At 64.8% G+C, this 20,950-nt stretch carries 18 protein-coding genes and 1 pseudogene; 13 read left to right on the forward strand and 6 right to left on the reverse strand.

What is annotated here, in order from left to right; all coding sequences use genetic code 11:
- Positions 1-8: 8 nt before the first annotated feature.
- The 13 genes and pseudogenes from G6N51_RS12400 to G6N51_RS29560 form a co-directional block, all read left to right on the forward strand.
- A complete protein-coding gene (locus G6N51_RS12400) occupies positions 9-2,816 on the forward strand; it encodes a helix-turn-helix transcriptional regulator (RefSeq protein WP_083172998.1) in 2,808 nt (935 codons plus the stop codon).
- Positions 2,817-3,722: 906 nt separating this feature from the next.
- The gene (locus G6N51_RS12405; RefSeq protein ID WP_158086233.1) at positions 3,723-4,790 is read left to right on the forward strand and encodes an alpha/beta fold hydrolase; all 1,068 of its coding nucleotides are present in this window, start codon (positions 3,723-3,725) and stop codon (positions 4,788-4,790) included.
- A gap of 1,122 nt (positions 4,791-5,912) precedes the next feature.
- Positions 5,913-8,186, forward strand: coding sequence for a LuxR C-terminal-related transcriptional regulator (locus tag G6N51_RS12410; protein ID WP_083172996.1), 2,274 nt, complete (start codon positions 5,913-5,915; stop codon positions 8,184-8,186).
- 467 nt (positions 8,187-8,653) lie between these two features.
- Positions 8,654-8,959, forward strand: coding sequence for a hypothetical protein (locus G6N51_RS12415; protein ID WP_142275046.1), 306 nt, complete (start codon positions 8,654-8,656; stop codon positions 8,957-8,959).
- Between the two features lie 140 nt (positions 8,960-9,099).
- Positions 9,100-9,423 (forward strand): hypothetical protein, encoded by a 324-nt coding sequence (locus tag G6N51_RS12420; RefSeq protein WP_083172994.1) that lies wholly within the window; start codon positions 9,100-9,102, stop codon positions 9,421-9,423.
- 127 nt (positions 9,424-9,550) lie between these two features.
- Complete coding sequence (gene usfY / locus G6N51_RS12425; RefSeq protein ID WP_142275045.1) at positions 9,551-9,862, forward strand: protein UsfY; 312 nt, start codon at positions 9,551-9,553, stop codon at positions 9,860-9,862.
- Positions 9,863-10,062: 200 nt separating this feature from the next.
- Complete coding sequence (locus tag G6N51_RS12430; protein WP_083173023.1) at positions 10,063-10,593, forward strand: YkgB family protein; 531 nt, start codon at positions 10,063-10,065, stop codon at positions 10,591-10,593.
- 28 nt (positions 10,594-10,621) lie between these two features.
- A complete protein-coding gene (locus G6N51_RS12435; RefSeq protein WP_232078361.1) occupies positions 10,622-11,005 on the forward strand; it encodes a tryptophanase in 384 nt (127 codons plus the stop codon).
- A complete protein-coding gene (locus G6N51_RS12440) occupies positions 11,005-12,243 on the forward strand; it encodes a thiolase family protein (protein ID WP_083173021.1) in 1,239 nt (412 codons plus the stop codon). Before G6N51_RS12435 ends, G6N51_RS12440 begins: the two co-directional genes overlap by 1 nt.
- A 345-nt stretch (positions 12,244-12,588) precedes the next feature.
- Entirely contained in the window at positions 12,589-13,494 is a 906-nt protein-coding gene (locus tag G6N51_RS12445) for an SIS domain-containing protein (protein WP_083172993.1), read from the forward strand.
- 77 nt (positions 13,495-13,571) lie between these two features.
- Positions 13,572-14,969: a dihydrolipoyl dehydrogenase gene (gene lpdA / locus G6N51_RS12450; protein ID WP_167528610.1), complete on the forward strand. Its 1,398-nt coding sequence runs from the start codon at positions 13,572-13,574 to the stop codon at positions 14,967-14,969.
- On the forward strand, positions 14,966-15,994 hold the full coding sequence (locus tag G6N51_RS12455) for an NAD(P)/FAD-dependent oxidoreductase (protein WP_083172991.1): 1,029 nt from the start codon (positions 14,966-14,968) through the stop codon (positions 15,992-15,994). The genes lpdA and G6N51_RS12455 overlap by 4 nt, the downstream gene beginning before the upstream one ends.
- Positions 15,957-16,218 (forward strand): annotated as a pseudogene (locus G6N51_RS29560) (thioredoxin family protein); the annotation flags it as partial. The gene G6N51_RS12455 and the pseudogene G6N51_RS29560, both read left to right, overlap by 38 nt.
- A gap of 76 nt (positions 16,219-16,294) precedes the next feature.
- On the opposite strand, the gene G6N51_RS12465 reads toward G6N51_RS29560, so the two are convergent.
- From G6N51_RS12465 to G6N51_RS12490, 6 genes are all read right to left on the reverse strand, one after another.
- Positions 16,295-17,029, reverse strand: a complete 735-nt coding sequence (locus G6N51_RS12465; RefSeq protein ID WP_083172990.1) for an RraA family protein — start codon at positions 17,027-17,029, stop codon at positions 16,295-16,297.
- A complete protein-coding gene (locus G6N51_RS12470) occupies positions 17,026-17,568 on the reverse strand; it encodes a DUF421 domain-containing protein (RefSeq protein WP_083173020.1) in 543 nt (180 codons plus the stop codon). Before G6N51_RS12470 ends, G6N51_RS12465 begins: the two co-directional genes overlap by 4 nt.
- 140 nt (positions 17,569-17,708) lie before the next feature.
- Positions 17,709-17,981, reverse strand: a complete 273-nt coding sequence (locus G6N51_RS12475) for a DUF6510 family protein (protein WP_083172989.1) — start codon at positions 17,979-17,981, stop codon at positions 17,709-17,711.
- A gap of 17 nt (positions 17,982-17,998) precedes the next feature.
- Entirely contained in the window at positions 17,999-18,724 is a 726-nt protein-coding gene (locus G6N51_RS12480) for a ferredoxin reductase (protein WP_083173019.1), read from the reverse strand.
- A 28-nt stretch (positions 18,725-18,752) separates the two neighbouring features.
- Positions 18,753-19,352, reverse strand: a complete 600-nt coding sequence (locus G6N51_RS12485; RefSeq protein WP_083172988.1) for a sulfite oxidase-like oxidoreductase — start codon at positions 19,350-19,352, stop codon at positions 18,753-18,755.
- A gap of 96 nt (positions 19,353-19,448) precedes the next feature.
- A complete protein-coding gene (locus G6N51_RS12490) occupies positions 19,449-20,816 on the reverse strand; it encodes an NAD(P)/FAD-dependent oxidoreductase (RefSeq protein ID WP_083172987.1) in 1,368 nt (455 codons plus the stop codon).
- Positions 20,817-20,950: the final 134 nt, after the last annotated feature.

Here is a 20,950-nt window from a genome sequence, read left to right on the forward strand (position 1 = left end):
GACATGCGGTGGGGCCTCGAACCGGCCTTTTTGATGTCGGCGGTCAGCGGCTGGTCACTCCGCCGATTCGGGGGCGGGCAGACGAGCTGAGGGTGGTCGGCGGGCTGATCGAGGCGGTCGCTCAGGGGCGCGGGGGCGTACTGGTCATCGAGGGGCCGCCGGGCATCGGCAAGAGCCGGTTGTTGACCGAGGTCTTGGCGATCGCCGAGAAGGCCGGTGTTCGGGCACTGTTCGGCGAGGCGTTCGAGTACCAGCAGACGGTGCCGTTTTTCTCGCTCTTCATGGCGACACTGCGCGCGGATCCCCCCGTCGGTGATGCGGAGGCGTTGCGGCGCTTGGGCGGCTCGGCGGATCTGCGCTACTGGGTGGTGCACGATTTGGCCGACGCGATCTATGCGGCGGCCGCGGAAACCCCGCTGGTGATTGTGTTGGAGGACGTCCACTGGGCCGATAACGGCACGGCCCTGGCGCTGCGGTCGCTCGCCACAGTGCGCGCAGACGTTCCGGTGTTATGGGTATTGACCGCCCGCACCGGGGCGGGCGGTCCTGCGGTGCAGGAAACCTTGTCGGTGCTGCACCGCGCCGATGCCACATTCGTGCGATTGGCTGCCATGGCGCCGGACGCCGTCGCCGACATGGTCTGCGACGCCGTGCGGGCGAGGGCTGACGGGCCGCTTTTGGATCTGGCAGCCAAGGCACACGGAAATCCGTTTTTGGTCACCGAGCTTGTCGGAGGGTTGGGCGAGGAGGGCCGGCTCAATCTCTCCGGCGGCCGTGCGACGGTCACCGGAGACGGGCTGCCGCGGCGTCTGGGCGCGACGATGCACCAGCGGCTGGACCTGCTTTCCGGCGAGGCGTCAGAGATGGTGCGGGTGGCCGCGGTGCTGCCCGACCGGTTTTCGGCTGGCTTGTTGGCCGCGATGCTGGAACGGTCGCCCGCGTCGTTGCTGTCGGCGCTCGAGGAGGCGGTGCGCGCGGATCTGCTCGTGGAAGATGGTGAGCAGCTGAGGTTTCGGCATGACTTGCTGCGTGAGGCCACCCGGCAATCGTTGCCGCAGTCGCTGCGGCGGGCGATGGAGCGCCAATCGGCGTCGGTCATGCTGGGGATGGGCGCGGCTCCAGCCGAGGTGGCCACCCAGCTAGCGCGCAGCGCAGAGCCCGGCGACACCGAGGCGATCGGCGCGCTGCGGCAGGCCGCTCAGTCGGTGGGCCGGGGCGATGCGAGCGCGGCGGCGGACTTGTGCAAGCGCGCGCTGGAGCTGTTGCCCGCCGGTGACGCTGAGCACGGGTCATTGGTCGCTGAAGCGGTAGAGCTACTGAACCGGGCCAGCCGCTACGGCGAGGCCGAAAAATTGGCCGTTGCGGCGCTCTCGGAGGCGGCCTCTCCCGAAGAAGAGGCTGAGATTCGCCTCCGGCTCCCAACTCTCACCAAACACAGTGCCCAGCGGCGGGTGGAGGAGAATCGCCGCGCGCTGCAGTTGGGCGGCATCAGCGAGGTCACTCGGGCACGGCACCTGGCCTTGCTGGCTTACAACCTGCTCTTCGACCAACGGGATCAACACCGCCTCGCGGCCGAAGAGGCCGCCGCGGCCGCGGCATCGACCGGTGATCCAGAAGCGAAAATCGTGGCCGATGTCACCCTCGCTTGTCTCGACTGTGCGGACGGGTATGCGGGCCGCGCCCTACTCCGCGTCGAAAAGGCTTGCGCACTCGCCCGCGCGAGTGTTCCGACGGCAGCCCATGACTTGGTCGCGGCGCACCACGCGAATCTACTGGCGATAGTCGGTCGGTTGGACGACGCCGCGGCCCAGATCTCAAACGGAAAAGAGAAAGCCCGCGGGGAACGCAACGCGATGGCCCTTGATATTTGGGTTGATATCGACTCGTGGGTCCATCTCGCCGCGGGCCGGTTGTCGGCGGCTCGCGCAGCGGCTGAATCCTTGCCGCGCCATCGGCGGACAGGCGCGGCCGACCTGGATATGATCCGCATGGCGCTTCTGGCCGAAGTGGCGGTGCACACCGATGACCGAAACCTGTTGCAGCAGATGGTCAATGATGCTCGTGACGCTTACCCTACCGGCGCATCGTTGGTACGCCGGGCGGCGGCGCAGGTGCTCGCGCTGGCGGCGTGGCAGCGCGACGACGTCCATGACGCGATGCGCTGGCTAGGTGACATCACCCTGCTCGGGACACCAATCACGCCCGAGGTTCTAGATCTGGTGATCTTGGGTGCGCGGGTGGCCTCGGCCGCCGGTGATGCCGGCTTGCGTGCACGGGTCCTGCAGGCCGCCGAGGTGCTCGAGTGTGAGCAGCCCGTGGTGCCGCTGCTGGCGGGAGTGGCCGGATATGCGCGCGGGATACTCGGGCGCGACGCCGAGGCATTGGTGGCTGCCGCGGACGTGCTTCGTACGTCTTCGCGGCCGCTGCTCTACGCGGGCGCTGCCGAGGACGCCGGCGCTGAGCTCGCGCGCATCGACCGCGCCGACCGCGCGCTCGACCAGCTGAACGCGGCATTCGACACCTACATTGAGTGCGAAGCGCTCGTCGATGCCCGCCGCGTCGGTCGCGCGCTGCGCCGCTTGGGCGTGGAACGCCGCATCGTCACCCACCCGCGAGCAAAAACGGGCTTGGACAGCCTCACCGATTCCGAGCTAAAGGTCGTCAATCTTATCGCTGCGGGCGCGACCAACCGCGACGTCGCCGCCGAGCTGCATCTCTCTCCCCACACGGTGAAGACGCACGTCCACAACGCATTTGCCAAACTGGGCATCGCCTCCCGCACCCAGTTGGCGCAGCTGATGCGCGGCGCTGATTGACCGGCACGTCAAATACGGTCATACCCGAATTGGGCTGGCGAGACGCAATAGTCACGCAACCAATCACGTTCTAACCCCGGCCTGCGCGCGATTCAATCCTGGTACCGCTGCTGTTGCTCACTGAGCGCGAACCATCCGATGCCGCCGGTGTCATGGCTGTGTTCGGCTCGGCCGTCGAATATCTCGCGGTGCTCGGGCCTGCGGTCTCCGACGATGACCCTGAACCGTCGGCTGTTCCGGTTCCCCCGCGTCGGCCTAGTACTAAACCCATCCGGCCCTAAACATCACTCCTCGGGCGATGGTTTTGGGCTGCCCGCAGGACGACCGTGGTAGTCGACAACGAATCACATTCTCACCAAAGCGCCGGCAGAGGACCACACACCGCGCCGGTGAGCACGCAAAGGGAATGAGCGAACAATGTTGAACGCAGCCTACGGAATTCTGGCGATGGTGCCTGTGGTGTTTGGTGTAGCCGGGTACGCGATGGTGTCACGATGACCGCCGGTCACGCCGGCCCTTTGGCCGGGCCAGTAAGCAGGACAGTACATCTCGATGCGAGAGACAAGTCGATCTAGCTGACGGCGAAACGACAATGCTCGGCTACCTGATGATTTTCGGACTGTGTTTACTGCTACTTCTCCACATCATCTCCAAGGTGTGGCAGAACCGACTGGAGAAACACAGGGCTGCAGACGACTCGGACAAAACGCGTGACATTGCAGCACGAGGACAGCAAGCGGCTGACGACACCGAGCGCAACTCCGCAAAGACACGCCGGCCGGAATCCCGTCCCCCGAAATACTGTCTGGTGACAAAGCGATGACGCCACAGACGCCACCGCCGCTATGCAGCCGTCGGCGAACGCCCGCCATCGGCGGATCGCTGGCGTGCAACCGCACGGTCACCATGAGCGATGGCATCTCACTATCCGTTCGGGACTGCGGATCTCACGCCGCTGGCCATACCGTCGTACTTCTCCACGGCTTCTGTTCGAATAAAGATTCTTGGAACATCCAGATGAAGCAGCTGATTCTTCGCTGGGGCAACAACATCCGGATCATCAGTTACGACCACCGTGGTCACGGCGACTCCGGCAGTGCGTCCATGCACACCTACCGGATCGACCGTCTCGCCGACGACCTCGCCGAGTTGCTGGTCGCGCTTGGCGTCACGGGCCCGCTCACCCTCGCAGGGCACTCGATGGGCGGCATGACGGCCCTGGCATATCTTCACCGGCCGGCCGGCAAACGTCCCGTTGAGCCGCAGAGCCTTATCCTCATCGCCACCGCCGCAGGAAATCTCGGCTCGCGCGGCCTCGGCCGGCTGCTGAACAGCCCCGCGACAAACGTGCTGTACCACCTCGTCCACCGCCTGCCTCGCAGGAGTACCGATGATGTAGTTCAATTCCTGGCTCGGCCGGTGTGCGCGGCACTGACCAGGCATGGCGGATACGGTGAAGCCGCCGCGAAATCATCGGTCGCTGCGTCAGCGGCCGCCATGCGCGCTACCCCGTCGACAACCAAAGTCGGCTTCCTGCGTGCTCTTAAAGAGTACGACTGCTCTCAGACCCTGAGCTCTATCACGGCCAAGACGACCATCATCAGTGGAGGAGCCGACAAGCTCACGCCGGTGCGGCACGCCCGCGAGCTGGCCGACGGTATCCCCGGGTCGACGCTCATCCACCGGCCTACCGCAGGGCACACGCTGTTGCACGAAATCCCGCAGGTCGTCACCGAAGCCATCAGCTCCACCGTCGCCACCGGCGGACCAGCTCTCGCTGCCGGAAGCCAGGTCAGCCGGTTGGCACAGCCCGATACCGTCGTCCGGGTCCTCGACTGCCGCCATTCCGGAGCTAACGACCCAGGCGCGTGCGCGACACCGGAAGAGGCGCCAGGCGGCGACTTCCGTGTCGAGCGTTGCGGCGCTTCGTTACTTAAAGTGTCACCCATCGAAGGCGAGGAGCGGGCGTCATGACCCGGCCGGGCAGAGCCTTCGCTTTAGCCGCAGCGCTCGCGGGCGATGACGTGATCCTGATGTTGACCGTCGGCGGGTTGGGGCTGCGGTGAGCGCGTCTCAACCCGCCGAATCCCATGCGCGGACCCAACATAACGGCCTCACCGCGGGCCGGGCTGCGCACCACCGCACTCGCCTGCTCCGGGGATCTTGGATTCGCGCCGGTGCGTTCGCCGGTGATGTTCGTCTTAGGCGAGAATTTTTGGTGGGCAACGACTCTGATCGGGCCTTGCAGCGGTCTCACCGACGCCCATGGTTCGTGGTCCGTGCCGCCCACCGATCCAGGTCAAACCTGTTGCCCCGAAGAATATTCGGGTGCGTCAATGCATCCTCTGGCCGAATGAGGTCTGCTTCGCCCACGTTCGGGCGCTGGGAAACAGCATGGCCACAACTCATCCACCGCTCGGATTGACCAACCCGTCAAATATCAAGTCCACTAGGTATACACCGGCCCGGCACTAAAGATCACCCGCTGGGCGATGGTGACGGCGGTGCCCCGCTGCCAACGTAGTCATTGAGCTCCGGATCGCCGCGACGACCGCCGGTCAGGAATCGGCGAGGACAGCAATGACACAGAGGAATTGAGAAGTCGATGATGAGCACGGCATCGGGAACGTTCATCGTGATCCCGTTGGCGCTCGGGGTCGATAGGTGCGTGTTGGTGAACCGAGGACGACGCCGGGCCGTCCCGCCGGTGTCTCACTTTGAGACGTTCAATCACCTCACGTTGAGACGCTCACCATCCGCGCACCGCGGTCTCATGGGTTGCAGGAGTCATCCCATCGATGGGAACAGGGGAGAAATACGGTGAGCGGGCACAGCGCGAGCGCAATTCACGAGAAAATCCTCGAGCCGTTGGCGGCAGATGCATCCGTCGGCCGAAACGGGCACCGCCGGCGTTCGCCGGATGAAATCGGGGAGAACCGATCCGATTCGCTAGGATTACCGGGATTGCCGGGCCGAACGAGCCCGCCCGAGCCTGCAGAGAATAACTGGGATGCCGAGAAGCCAGCGCCCACCCGAGCGCCGTCGACGAGGCTTCCCGCCCGGCCGCTGGGTTCCACGGATTCGCAAAGTTCGGACATGACCGGCTCGGCTGGACGCGGCGACAACCGCGCGGGCGAAGCCGGCGCGCGAGCGGTTCTGCTCGCCACCAAGCTTCACGCCCCGGCTATGGGGGCCCAGCTCATTCACCGGGCCACCCTGCTGGACGTACTGTCGGCGGGGCGCCACCGCAAGCTGACCCTGTTGAGTGCGCCGGCGGGCTGGGGCAAGACCACCGTACTGGCGCAGTGGGCCCTGGCCGCAGGCGAGGACGACCGCTTTGGCTGGTTGTCGCTTGATTCCTCCGACAACGATCCCGTGTGGTTTTGGATGTACGTGATCGCCGCCCTGCAGAACACGAGTCCCGGGGTGGGGATCCGCGCGGTCGAACTCCTCGCGATGGGCGCCGACCCCGTGCAGGTCGTGCTGCCGACGCTGCTGAATGATCTCGACACAATCGACAGCCCGATGGTGCTGATCCTGGACGACTACCACATGGTGGTAAGACGGGCGGTCCATGACCAGCTGGCGTTCTTCGTCAGCCGGTTGCCGGCGAATCTGCACCTGGTACTAGCCACCCGATCGGATCCTTTGCTGCCGTTAGCGCGGCTGAGGGCCCGCGGCGACCTGGCCGAGATGCGAACCGACGATTTGCGTTTCGGGGCCGTTGAGGCCGAGCATCTGCTCAACGATGTCCTCGGGTTGGACTTGACTCACGCAGACGTTCGACTGCTGCACCGACGCACCGAGGGGTGGGCTGCCGGCCTCTACCTTGCAGCCCTGTCGCTTGCCGGGCGTGCTGACACCCCCACGTTCATCAAGACGTTCGCCGGGGACAACCGTCATATCGTCGACTACTTGATGGCCGAGGTGCTTGACGGTCAGCCGCCGCACCTGCGCAGCTTCTTGCTACGTACGTCGGTCTTGGGACGGCTCAGCGGTCCGCTGTGCGACGCGGTGCTGCAAACGTCTGGTTCCGCGTCGGTATTGGAGCAGATCGATTGCGAAAACCTTTTCGTGGTGCCACTGGACATGTCGCGTGAGTGGTATCGCTACCACCAGCTGTTCGGAGAGTTGCTGCGCACCGAGCTGCGCCGCACCGAGCCCGGTCTTGTCCAAGATCTACACCGACGAGCCGCGACCTGGTTCGAGGCCGAGGGCCTCATCGATGAGGCGGTCCGCCATCTGGTCGATGGAGGCGACATCGCGCGCAGCGCTGATCTGATCGCGGCGGACTGGGCCGATGAATTCAACGGTGGCGGCGTGTCGACGGTCTCCGGCATGCTTGACCTGCTTCCCGAAGAGACCGTTCAACAGGACCCGCGGCTGAGCGTGGCCCGCGCGTGGATTGCCCTGAGCACTGGTCAACTCGATGACGCGGCGGACTGGATCGAGGCAGTGGAGACACGATCCGGGGCCGGCACCGCGGATGGTGACGCCATCAGTGCTCAGGTCGTCTTGTTGCGTGCGGCCCACTCGTTCAAGACAGCCGAAGTCGCCGCGGCGCTTGAGACGGCGCACCGGGCGATCACCCTCGAACTCGGCGACGCGCCGCTGGGCCGAGCAAGCGCCTACTGCATCTATGGATCCGCGCTGTACTTTTCGGGCAGCACCGACGAGGCACGAGCTGCCTTCCTGCGGGCCCTGGAGCTGGCCGAGAAGGTGGGCGATCGTCGAGCCCGCTCCTACGCCTTGGGCCATCTGGCGCTGATTTCGGCCGAAGATGGCCGGCTCGCCGATGCCGAACGCCAGATCCGCCGGGCTTCCGGCAGTTCTCGGGACCTGGCGAATGCTGAACACCTCGTGGACGTGATGGTGTCGCTTGCCACGGCCGAGGTCCTGCGTGTGCGCGGCGACGCGGCGGCGGCGGCCGCTGCGGACATGGCCGTCATGGCGGCCCGCCAGGGTGGAGCAATCCTCGAGGTGGCCAAAGCGCTGGTGGTCCGGGCACAGGTCCTCGAGCATCTCGGCGACCACCAGACCGCGCAGGCCGTCCTCGACGAAGTCGGCACTCTGATGCACGATTGCGCGGACGCCGGCATCGCCTCGAGGCTGCTCGCTTCGGCCGGGTCGAGCGGGCGCGGTGCGGGCACTGCCCGCACCGGGGGGTGTATCGCGGGTGAGGAGCTGACCCCCAAGGAGCTCGAGGTTCTTCGCTTGCTCGCCACCCGGTTATCGCGACGTGAGATCGCCGAGCGGCTATACGTCTCGCTCAATACCGTCAAGACCCACCAGCGCGCGGTGTACCGCAAACTCCGCGTTGAGCACCGCGGCGCGGCGGTCAGCCGGGCGCGAGAACTCGGCCTGTTGTAACTTGCCTGTCGGCATCCCGATTGAGGACGCCGCGCATCAATACCGCGGTGTCCGCTCGCCGCCCTTTGGCTATTTGGCCTCCGCCACCTTGGCCAGGCATACGCGTGGACAATCGGCATGCTGCCCTGCGCGACTCTGGACCGTGTCTGGCTGGGTCTGATGGATAGCACCGTGGTCGCGCCGCAGAAGCTGTAATTCGGTCGGGTCGGAGGCGAAGGCCGTTGCGGCACAATCACCCGGGTGAATCGGCGACCCGGACGATGACAACTCACCCCAGCCTCGGCCAGGATCTGCCCCATGGCAACCGCAGTTGACCGCCCAGAAGACAACCCACTCGACCGCCCCCGCCGAAGGACTCGCAACGCCGTCGATGCCGTAGACCTCCTGCAGGAAACGATGTTGAGGGCTTGCACCGGCCTCACACCTTCTTCGACCGAACCAAGCTTCGGGCGTCGCTGTTTCGCATCATGACCAACATCTACGTCAACGGTCTGCACCCCGCGCAACACCGCCCGAGCGAGTGCCGCACCCACCGGCAGCTAGCCGGCCCGGAGCGACGCTATTCGCAAGGATTGGCCGAACTCGATGCACTGAATGTATTGCCCGACATCCAACTCCCCGGCGCGTCGGTGACATCACCAAAGCAGTTCCGGCCAGCCTTTTACTACCGCGATATCGCAGGACTTCGGCGCCGCGCGGTCGCCGAAATCGTGGCGCGCTGCGAAGGCAGCACCGCCGCTTCACGTCGGCACCGCGGGCGCCAACGATTATGAACCCTGTTGCGAACCAAACAAAGACGGTCATGAGAACCAGACGTCGCCCATCCAGAGCTCAGCGAGGTCCGCTCATTGTCACCAGGCAAACAATCCTGCTGCGCGCATTGGTGCTTCTGGCATCATGGGCGATTGGACTAATGGTTGCGGCTTGGATCGTTCCCAGAGTTTCGTTGTCGGTAGCGGGATTCATCGTCGCCGTAGCGATCTTCGCGGTAACGCAGGCGATCCTGTCCTTGTCGATCTTGAAGTTGCCCCATGGGTATGCGTCCCTGCTCCTCGGGGGTACCGGCTTGGCATTGACGATCGTCGCGTTGGTCCTCGCGTCGGTATTGACGGGCGGCCTGACCATTCACGGCACGGCATCCTGGCTAGCCACGACGGTTGTGGTGTGGCTCGTGACAACGATTGGGGCGATTACGCTGCCCGAACTACTCATCCGCGACGGGGCGGGCCCGACCTGATCACATACACGCCTGTGCTGACGGATGTACGTCGGTGGTTCGCGTCGGTGTTCTGCACATGTCGCGCGGGTCCGCGTACTGAGCAAGGGATTTTGAGACATATCGTCCAACGACGAAAGGAGCGGTGATGGGAGACACGCATGATGATCCGACGGATCACTCCCGGACCACGCAACCGCACGCGGGTATCGCGATGAAGGACAACTTCTTCTGGCCGGGGTTGATCCTGCTGGTCGTTGCGGCGGTCGCGCTGATAAGCACGGCGGCTACGGCCGCCTACCGGCATTACGAATGGCTTTCCACCACATTGCTCATCGCCATTCTCGGCGCCGTCGCCGGAGCACTGTGGCTCGTCATGGAGAATCGCCGCTTGACCCGCATCGATGCGCGGTGGGACGCCGCGCACCCGGATGGTCGGCCACTTCCGCGCACTCGCTGATCACAACCGAGTGTCTCACCCGGGTGAGCTGCACCCGCGGATGATGACAGCTCACCCCTCGCGCAGAGATAGTGATCACTGATTTGAGCTACGAGGGCGAACCGCCTGGATCACCGTGTCGACGAACTGCGCCGCCACCGAAGGCAGTGCGAGATTCGCCGGCAGCGATGCAGCGAAACGACACAGAGAACGGAGACCGCATGTCACAGCAGGAGGCCACCACCATGCCTACTCATGGTTCAGGAACGTCTCGAACGACTGGCATTGCGCCCCTGGTCGCACGGTATGGTCTGGTCGTAGTCCTGGCCTGGTTCGGCGCCATGAAGTTCACTTCCTATGAATCCCACGGCATTTCACATTGGGTGGCTAATAGCCCATTCTTGGGTTGGGTCTACAACATGATGTCCATCGACGCCTTTGGTCGATTGAACGGATCAGTAGAACTGATTACCGCAGCACTGCTCGCGGTCAAGCCGTGGTTCCCGAAGGCTTCCGTGGTGGGCGGCGCATTAGCCTCACTGTTCTTCGTGACCACGCTGAGCTTCATGATCACGACCCCCGGGGTCGGTGAGGCATCTGCCGGCGGCTTTCCAATTTTGTCCGCCGACGGAGAGTTCTTGATGAAAGACATTGCGCTCATCGGCTTGGCGCTGTGGCTGCTGGCGGACGCGATTGACGCAACCCGGGGCAGAGGACGATCGCCGCAATGGACTGACACAACCCGCCGCTGATGATGTTGCGTACGACGAGGAGGCCGGCGTGAAGCGCGCCAACACGCGATTGGCGTCATCGACGACATTGAACTTCGCGAGTCGTGGTTTGCTGGCGCAATCGTGCCGCACGATTGACACGTCGATGATTTCCGACGAGGACATGGCGTGGACACTGGTCGACACGGTGGGGTCGTGTTTGACCGGCTATGAGCGCTCGAGTGCTTTCGTCGAGTTGGGCTGCGGCGAGAGCTATCTCGTGATCAAACGTATCCTCACCGCCCTGTTGTCAACCCGAATGGCTTTGCCGGCAACGCTACTCTCAAAGCTGACTGGCTGGCTGAATGGTTACGCCGGCAACCCAGACCAGCCCCAACTGCGCATGATGATTGACGTCATTCGCCTGCAGCAGTCCGAGGCGGGTGGGTGGTGATGATCGAGGCTTATGTTTTGGGTGGTGTGCGAACCCCGTTCACCCGTTATGGCGGCACACTGTCGGGTATCCGGGCCGATGACTTGCTGGGTATGACGATGAAGGGCGCCTGCGACCGGCTGGGCGTACCGCTCGATGCCGTGGAAGACATCGTGGCGGGTTGCGTGAACCCCGCGCACGAGGGCATGGGCGACGTCGCCCGGTGGGCAGCGTTGGCTGCCGGATTTCCTGACACGGCGGCCGGATCCACCGTGAACAGATTTTGCGGATCGTCACTGAGCGCGGCGGTGACCATCAGCCACGCGATCAAGGCCGGCGACCTCGGCCTGGGTATCGCCTGTGGAGTCGAGTCGATGTCTCGATCGGGGTGGGCGCTGATGAAAGGCGATGCCGCCTTCAGTCCCCGAGGTCCGGTGATCATGCTCGACACCATGTGGAGCGGCGCCGGCGGTCCGCCCAACCCGGTGTTACTGGCCCGCAACGCTTACATCAGCATGATCGAGACCGCGCAGAATGTCGCCGACCGCTACTCGCTGAATCGCGAGGAGATCGACGCCTTCGCGCTGCGATCCCAGCAACATGCCAAGGCTGCCCGTGATCGAGGTCGGCTAGCCAAAGAGATTATGCCCGTGACGATCCCGGCGACGAAGAAGACCCCTGCCCGGGTTGCACAACATGACGAATTCATCCGCGATGACACCACCGCCGAGGTGCTGGCGGGTTTACCTGCCCAGCCCGGCACGACCCAAATGACGGCGGCGAACTCCTCGCCTTTAAGCGATGGCGCCAGTGCCGTAGTCATCGCTTCCGGGGAGCGGGCCAGGGAACTCGGCGTCGAGCCGCTAGCCCGAGTGGTATCGAGCGCGGTTTACGGCATCGACCCTCTCGTCATGGGCGTGGCCCCCGCATGGGCAATTCCGGCCGCGATCCGCCGGGCAGGACTTGCTCCCGAGCAGATCGACGTGTGGGAGGTGCACGAGGCGTTCAGCGCCCAGGCGCTCGGCGTGCTGCGGGAATTGCCAAACCAGCTGGACGGTTTCGTGGTGCCCGATGACAAGCTGACGCCCAACGGTGGCGCGGTTGCGATCGGACATCCCTTCGGGGCTACCGGAACTCGCTATTTGTTGACACTGGCGACCGAACTGCGTGAACGAGGCACCCGGTATGGCGTGATCGGGGTCTGCATCGGCTCGGGGCAGGCGGTAGCAGTGGTTTTGGAAAACGTTGGCGCAGAATAGAAAAGTATGCGTGTACACCGCGCGAACCCGAACCCGTGGGTCGTCATCACCCGGGTGAATCGGTGTCGGGGGTGATGACATCTCACCCGCCTCGGAGGCACGCTGATAGCCGACACAACGTGCGGGCCCTTGCGGCGCGGGTGCCCGCCCGCCAGCCAGGCCGCCGTTTTGCGCCGATGGGGTCGCCGGACACCGGGGCCAAACCACAATCATGTCGAACGACCAAAGGGGCACTAGCCGGTGAACCCGAGAACGACACTGCCACTTTGCGATAGACAGTTGCCGCGCCGGCATCTCTCGAGCCGAGTTCCCGTTCGCGTCGACGCCGGGGCTCAAGCTCGATCGTTGCTCGAATTCGATCAGGCGCCGATCTCGCTGGGCTTGTACCCGTTGGTCCGCGATCACCAGCGACACATCATCCTCACCGGTATGGGCACATCGCATTTTGCAGCCCTGCCGAGCTGGCGGCGGCTCGTTGCGGCCGGCAAGCCCGCGTCGTGGGTCGATACGGAAAATCTGTTAGAGAATCCGCAACTGGTCACCCGCGACTCGCTCCTGGTCGTCACGTCGCGGTCGGGCTCGGGCGGGCACGTTTGCGCATTGACCGACGGGCTCGGCCGGACCATGAATCCGGCAGCGGTGATGGCGATCACCGACGACCCGGCCAGTCCACTCGCCGCGGTTGCTGACTGTGAAGTTCTGCTGCGTAGCCGGACATCGGGCAGCCCGAAAGGGTTTCTGAACGCTCTCATAGCCCACGACTACGTCGCCTCGATGATTCTCAAGGAAGACAATGCCGATGTCTCTGGTACCGCGCGGATTGTCGCTACCGCGACCTTGCCGGCGAAACTTCGCGAAATAGCGGCCCGTGTTGCGGCCCAGCAGGACTCGCGCCTGGCTTACGCCGGGTGCGGCGAGCACGCGGCCGCCGCTTTATACGCGGCGTTGCTCACAAACGAGGCGACGGAGAGCGTCGCCGAGGGCCACATCGTAGGACAACATCGACGCGACCTCGTGCGGCGCGCAGACGCAAAACTGACCGCTGTCCTTTTTGGTTCCCACCGCGGCCCTCACGCGGCTTTGCGCGCACTGGCTGGCGATCTGTTGGCGGCGGGATCAAACGTGGTTGTCGTCGGTGGGGCTGATGTCCCCGGTTCAATCTATGTCCCCCGCCACACAGGCCACGTCGGCGCTGAAGTCGCTCACAACGTCGTGGTCATCGAGCACTTCGTGGCGGCCTTGGCCACTTGAGTGTGACGAATGAACGGAGCGCGATATGAGGGCCATGGGCGAGACCAAAGAGGAGGCACCCGGCGATGAGCACACCAATCCCCCGCCAGTATGACCTGGTGGTCGTGGGCGCCGGCTCGGGCGGATACGTCGCCGGCATCCGCGCGGCCCAGCTCGGCATGACCGTCGCGATCGTCGAAGAACGCTACTGGGGCGGAGTCTGCCTCAACACCGGGTGCGTTCCGTCAAAAGCCTTGCTGCGCAACGCCGAGATCGCCTCCATCCTGACCCATCAGGCAGACGAGTTCGGTATCTGCGGTGACATCAAGCTCGACTACGCCCGTGCCGTGTCACGCAGCCGTGAAGTCGCCGACGCCCGGGTGCGCGGCGTGCACTTCCTGATGCGCAAAAACAAGATCACCGAAATCGACGGTCGCGGCCGGTTCAGCGGCTCGCACACACTCGACGTACAGCTACGTGACGGCGGCACCACCAGCCTCCGCTTCAGTCACGCCATCATCGCCACCGGCTCACGGGTGCGGATGCTGCCCGGCGTCAGCCTCAGCGAAAACATCGTGACCTATGAGCAGCAGATCCTCGACGCAACCATACCGGAGTCCATCGTCATCATCGGCGCCGGCGGAATCGGCATGGAATTCGCCTACATCCTCAACAGCTACGGCGTCGACGTCCAAATTCTCGAATACGCCGACCGCGCACTCCCCAACGAAGACGCCGACGTCTCCAAGGAATTGACTCGCCAATACCGACGCCGCGGCATCCCCATCCAGACCAACACCCGGGTGGACTCGGTGACCGACCACGGCGACCGCATCACCGTCACCCACACTGATCGCAACGGCCACACCACCTCAGTCGACGCCGCCCGCGCGTTCATCTGCATCGGATTTTGCCCCAACGTGGAAAACCTCGGCCTCGACATGGTGGACGTAGATCTCACCACAGGCGGGGCAGTCGCCATCGACGACTACATGCGCACCTCGGCTCCTCACGTCTTCGCGGTCGGCGACGTCACCGCCAAAGTGCAACTCGCCCACGTCGCCTCGGCCCAGGGAGTCATCGCCGCCGAAACCATCGCCGGCTCCCCGACCATGCCGTTGGACTACCGCATGATGCCACGCGTGACCTTCTGCCAACCCCAGGTCGCCAGCTTCGGTTACACCGAAGACCAGGCGCGCTCCAGCGGCCGCAATATCCGAGTGGCGACGTTTCCCATGCAGGCCAGTGCCAAAGCGCACGGCCTGGGCGAACGGGCCGGCTTCATCAAAATCATCGCCGACGCTGCGCACGGCGAGTTGCTCGGAGCTCACCTCGTCGGGGCCGAAGTCAGCGAGCTCCTCCCCGAATTGACCGCCGCCCAACTCTGGGACCTGACCGCCACTGAGCTGGCCCGCAACGTGCACACCCACCCCACGCTCGGCGAGGGGCTACAGGAATGCTTCCACGCTCTGACCGGCCATGCCATCAACCTATGACGCCGACAGCGAGCCGGGTTCGTGACGTCATCATCGTCGGGTCGGGGCCAGCCGGGTACACGGCGGCGATCTACACGGCTCGAGCCGGGCTGGACACCCTTGTCATCGAAGGACATGAGCCCGGCGGTGCCCTCATCGCCGCCGGGCCGATAGACAACTACCCCGGTGTCGGCCCATTCGTCTCGGGTCCCGCGCTGGCGGAGGCGATGCGGCGACAAGCGCAGCGCTTCGGCGCAGAGTTATGCTCAGGCCACGTCGAGAGATTCGACGTCCGCGACAAGCCGAAGACGGTCGGGACGAGCGATGACCAGCACCACGGCCGTGCCCTGATCCTTGCCATGGGCTCGGCCCCCCGGTCCCTCAACGTGCCGGGCGAACGCGGGCTTCACGGCGTGAGCACAAGCGCGAAACGCGACGGCGCACGGTTCACCGGACGTGACGTCGCCGTCATCGGCGGGGGCGACGGTGCAGTTGAAGAGGCGCTCTACCTCGCTCCGCTGGCCCGCCACGTCACCCTCATCCACCAACGCCCACGACTACGGGCATCAGCCATCGCGGTTGCGCGTCTGCAGGATCATCCCAACGTCACGATCCGGACCTCCACCGAAGTGCTTGCCCTGCACGGTAACCGACGAGTCAGCGGGGTGCGCGTACGCAGCAGGCGCCACGCCGGCGATTCCACCATCGCCGTCGCGGCCGTCTTCGTCGCTGTCGGCCAGATACCCCGCTCGGATCTCCTGATCGGACACGTCGACCTCGATGCCGGTGGCCACATCCTGACCAAAGGCGGTACGACCCGTACCTCCGCGGAGGGCGTATTCGCCGCCGGCGACCTCATCGACCGCCGCTACCGCCAAGCAGTCACCGCCGCAGCCAGCGGCTGCGCGGCGGCACTCGATGCCGAGCGCTGGCTGAGCCGACCGCACAGTCCCCTGTTGGATTCCATTGCCAGGGAAGGAAAGATTCCTCAGGACCCCGTCGCGACCCATCACCGTGGGCGATGCCTCGTTCACCGTATTGGTTGATTTATGGGCCCGTGGTGCGGTCCGTGTCGCACCGATCCTCGAGTAGAATCGCCGTTGACCAGGGCGACAAATTGACCGTGGCGAGGCTCGACGTGGACGCGAATCCCCGAACTGCCCAACGGTTTCAGGTGGCGTCGATCCCCGACCATGATCGTCACAAGGATGGCAAATCAACCATCCGCCTGGTGGGAGCGCGAGCAAAGTCGGACCTGCTCCACGAGCTTCGCGACTACCTCTGGACCCAGCTGGTGCTCGACGTGTCTGCTACTCGCGCCGGGCGGCAACGCCCACCCGCGGGGCTCAGCGTTCAGTTTTCGCGGACGACGTGGATGGCGTTTCGTCCCGGATGGCCGCGATCGATTCCGTGTCCTCCACGGAGACCTGGCAGGCGCCTTGAAGAACGGTTCGCACATCGTTGGCGGGTATGGCGACAGCGCCCGAAGGGTCGGCGAAGATGTAGTCGCCCGGATGGATCCCCACCCCCGCCAGGACTACCGAGCGGTTGGCCTCGAAGGGGGTGACAACGTCACCACCCCAGCGTGTTGCCTCGCCTCGGCAATAGATGGCTAGGTCAGATCGCTGGAGTTCAGCGAAGTCGCGAAGTCGGCCGTCCGTGAGGATGCCTGCAAGCCGACGGTTTTGGACACGCGACAACTTCGTTCCGCCGCCAAGTGAGGTGTCGGTGTATCCGTTACTGGCCAAGACGAGGACACACCCTTCAGCACCATCGGCGATGGCCTCATAGAAGAGCCGCTTGAAGTTGTAGCGTTCGGGGGGCAGCGCGGTTCGACAGGTCGGGAAGTACGAGATTGTCACGGCCGGCCCAAAAAGCACGCGGCCGGGCGTGGGACTCACCAGATCGAGCAGATCGCTGCGATGTTGATGTAGTCGCCCCATCGCGTCCACGACGTCGGCGGTACGGACGCGACGAGCGAGCTCACCGAGCGAGTTCGTTGCCGGCCCGGGATCGCTGCCACCGCCGTGGGGCGGCTTGCGCGCACCGGTAATTGGTTTACCTCCGGCCCTGTGTGTCATTCGCACTCTCTTCCCACCAGCGCATCCGGGGCGACCGCGTTAGGGTCCGTGACCCTCCCATCCTTTAACAGAATGGAGATCGCGCCTTTGGCTTCGAAGATCGCAAGGTGAATACGATCGGAGCTTCCGTGTCCGTGCTGTCGGAGCACAGCCTCGAGATCGGCGGCGGTAAGTCCGCATCGACGCAGGTTGCGTCGGTCGACGTGTCCGTTGCGGATCAACACTTTCAGAGGCGGATCGATAAATCGTCGAATCCCCGGGATGAAGCGCAATCGCGCAAGCACCGCGTGGGTGGCCAAAAGGCAAATGAGCGCCACGGTCGCGCTGAGCCACGAGGTATCGCTGGCGGTAGCAGCCCGACCGACGACCGCTCCGGCGGCGACCGCAGCGATCCAGTCGAACGGCGCGAATTCGGCGAGTGTGCGGCGCTCCATGAAACGAAACAGGATCGCAGCCGTGAGGAACAGCGCCGAGGTCTTGATGGCAGCATCGACGGCACCGGGTGGGTAACCAATCAGGACATGAAATATTCGGTCCATGCGTGCCTGTCCTTCATGGTCGGCGTATCCGATGGCGCTGGCCATCGTTCAAAGCGAAATGTCTTTTCTGGGCGGCGGTTCGATCGAACAGCGCGGCGTAGAACGAGCCTGTGCAACCGCCGGCGGCTGCGGCGAAGACATCACCGGACCGGGATCGGGACACGCCAGGACTGGGCGCCGCGGAAGTCGAGCCACACGTCGGTGGGCGTTTGCACCAGCTGAACGAGGATGTCTCCGCAGTTCGGACAACGCACCACGATGCCGGGCCCGCGGTGATAGACGTGACTCTCGGCGAAGGCCCCGACACGACCACAACCGGCGCAGGTCACCATCGTGGTGGTGACATCGAATCCGAGCACGTCTGCAAAGGCGCCACCGACGGCGTTGCCGTCGACGTGCGTTGGTTCGGTCATCGTCTCTCGCTTTCCTATCATCCGCTCGGTCCGAACCGTTCGGTCCGGATAGCCGATGGTTGGTAGCCCTGCGCAATCAGAGTGGTGGTCGCCGATTCCACAAACCCCGTTGGCCCGCAAACGTAAACGCGCGTGCCGTCGGCGGGCACCCGCTCCGTCGGCGCGAGGTCAGCGGCGCGGATCCGGCCCGGCGGGCGGGCGGTCTGCGGTGCGGCCGTGCGGGTGTAGACCAGCGCGACCTGCAGCCAGTCACATTCGCGCTCGAGCAGGCCGAGCTCTTGGGCGTAGTACACGTCCGCGGGACTGCGCACCGAATAGACCAGCCGAAAGTCGGCGCTGCCCGCCGCGAGCCGCTGCCGCTGCCGCAGCATGGCCATCAACGGCACTATTCCGGAACCGCCGCCGACAAGCAGGACGGGAGCCTCCTCGTTTGGCCGCCAGACGAACCAGCCGCCGATCGGGCCGCGAAGCTCGATCTGTTCTCCGGCAACAAGTCGCGTGAGGTAAGGCGAGACTTCCCCGTCGGGGACTTCCTGCACGGTGAGTTCGATGCGCTCACCGTCGGCTGGTCTGCTCAGTGAGTAGCTCCGTTGTGCGCTGTATCCGTCCTCAGCGGTCAGCTTGAGATCAATGTGCTGGCCGGCCCTGTGGCCGCCCCAGCCCGGCACGGTCAGCCCGATCGATTGCGCAGTCTCGGTCTCGGGTTCCGAGCGCACCACACGCGCGACCAGCCAGCGCGACATCGATTTCACATGGACTCCATGGCCGTCGTCAGTCCCCGGCGTAGCGTTGTTCTCGCCACGGGTCGCCGTAGTTGTGGTAGCCGAATCGTTCCCAGAACCCCGCTGAGTCGCTATCCCGCAGCTCGATGGACCTCACCCACTTCGCGGACTTCCAGAAGTACAGATGCGGTACCAGCAGCCGTGCCGGGCCGCCGTGCACCGCGCTAAGCGGTGCGCCCTGGTAGCCGTGGACGATCCACGCCTTCCCGCCGCGAAGATCGCGCAACGGGAGGTTGGTCGTGTAGCCGCCGTAGGAACCGATCAGTGCGAATTCCGCGGCAGTTTCCGTCGATTCGAGCAGGGTGTCCAGAGAGACACCTTCCCACTCGGTATCCAGCTTGGACCACGTCGTGACGCAGTGGATGTCCACGGTGAGCGGTTCGCTGGGCAGGAGCTTGAACTGCGCCCAGCTCCAGGAGTGTTCGGCGCCCAGCTCGTCGCGAATGGTGAATCGCCAGTCATCAAGATCGATCCGCGGAGTCGGTCCTGCTTGCAGAACCGGGAAGTCCGCCGTCAGATGTTGCCCGGGCGGCAGCTCACGGGCCGACTCACCGCTTCGTCTGCGAAAGCCTTTGTTGACGATGCTCATCGGTGCTCCGTTCCGTGGTGGTGATCATCCCCAAAACCCCCGCGTTGGGTGTGCGGCTGAATAGGACCGCTCGAACAGCAACAGCGTTGTTGAATGTCATCCCGCCCCTGCCGCCTTCGGTAGCTGGACGACTTCGCCGGCCGCTGTTTGGGCGTCGGCACCGCAAGCGAATCCCATCGACAACACCGTGCGGGCGAAGAAGACGTCGGTGAGATACGCGAGTGCGATCGCCCAGCGGTTGACGAGCCGGGGGATCGCGTAGATGTGGTAGGCGCGGGCGACAAGCTTCGCCGGATAGCCCGACAGTTGCACGCCTAGCGGGTTGGCGACGGCGTAGCGCGGGCCCAAGTCGACGACCAGACCTTTGTCGTTGTGCCGGTAGTCCTTCCGCTGACCGTACCCGAGGCTTGCGGCGACGTTGCGGGCCAACGCCTTACCTTGTCGGGTCGCGTGCTGGGCGGTGGGCGGGGCGATCTTGCCTGGCTTGGTTAGGTCTGGAACGGCGGCGGCGTCGCCCGCGGCAAAGACATCGGGGTGACCGGGTACCTGCAAATCGGCCTGCACCTTCAGCCGGCCCCGCTCGGTTTCCAAGCCCAGCGTGGCGATCAGTGGTGACGGGGTCACGCCAGCCACCCACGCCACCGTGTAGGCGTCGACGCGCGAATCATCGGTCAGCACAACATGATCAGCGTGAACATGCTTCACGGTCGTGCCCAACCGCACGTCGATTCCGCGGGTGCGCAGCACACGCATGGCCGCGTCACCGAGCCTCTGCCCCAGCTCGGGCATGACGTGGTCGGCCAAGTCCAGCAGCACAAACCGCACCGAGGTCCGATCGAAGCCGATCTGCTTGGCAGCTGCGTCGGCGAGCGCGCGCAGCTGCGCCGTCAATTCGGAACCCGAATACGACGCACCGACAACGACAATCGTGCGCCGCGCGGCCGCGCGCGCCTCGTCTTCGTCGACGTGAGCCAGTTCCAACTGCTCGATGACATGATCGCGCAGATAGAGCGCTTCGGCCGTTGACTTCAGCCCGTGTGCGTGAGCGGCCAGACCGGGCGTATCGAACAGCCGCGTCACCGAGCCTGGTGTCAAGACCAGCCGATCCCACGCCAGTGTCCGTACCCGACCCTCCGGATCGGTGAACGAGAGCATATGCCGATCGAAGTCAACGCCGTCGACGCAGCCGCGCACCGCCCGCACGCCTTTGAGCGTTCCGGCCAGCGGAATACAGACAAACCGCGGGTCGACCAGCCCGCCGGCCACATCGGCCAGCAACGGCGAGTACTGCAGGTAATCGACCGGCGAAACAATGGTCACCCTCACATCCGAGGCGCGTGCCCTGTGTAACCGTCGGGCCAGACCGCGCGCGCATTCGAAAGCGGCAAACCCGCTGCCGACGATCACAACCGAGGTGGCCGGTTCCGCCTTCTCCGCCTGACGGTGAAGTGGGACCGCGTTCATATCTCTTCTCCTGTTTGGTATTCGGCTATCCACGTGGGGTCGGGAATCGATCGCACGGCGTCGTGGTGTTCCTTCGTGAACACGGCGTTGTCGACGGCTGTGGATATCTCCCGCAAGAGCATCGCCCGACGCTG

The sequence above is a fragment of the Mycobacterium paraseoulense genome (assembly GCF_010731655.1).
GTDB classification, from domain to species: domain Bacteria; phylum Actinomycetota; class Actinomycetes; order Mycobacteriales; family Mycobacteriaceae; genus Mycobacterium; species Mycobacterium paraseoulense.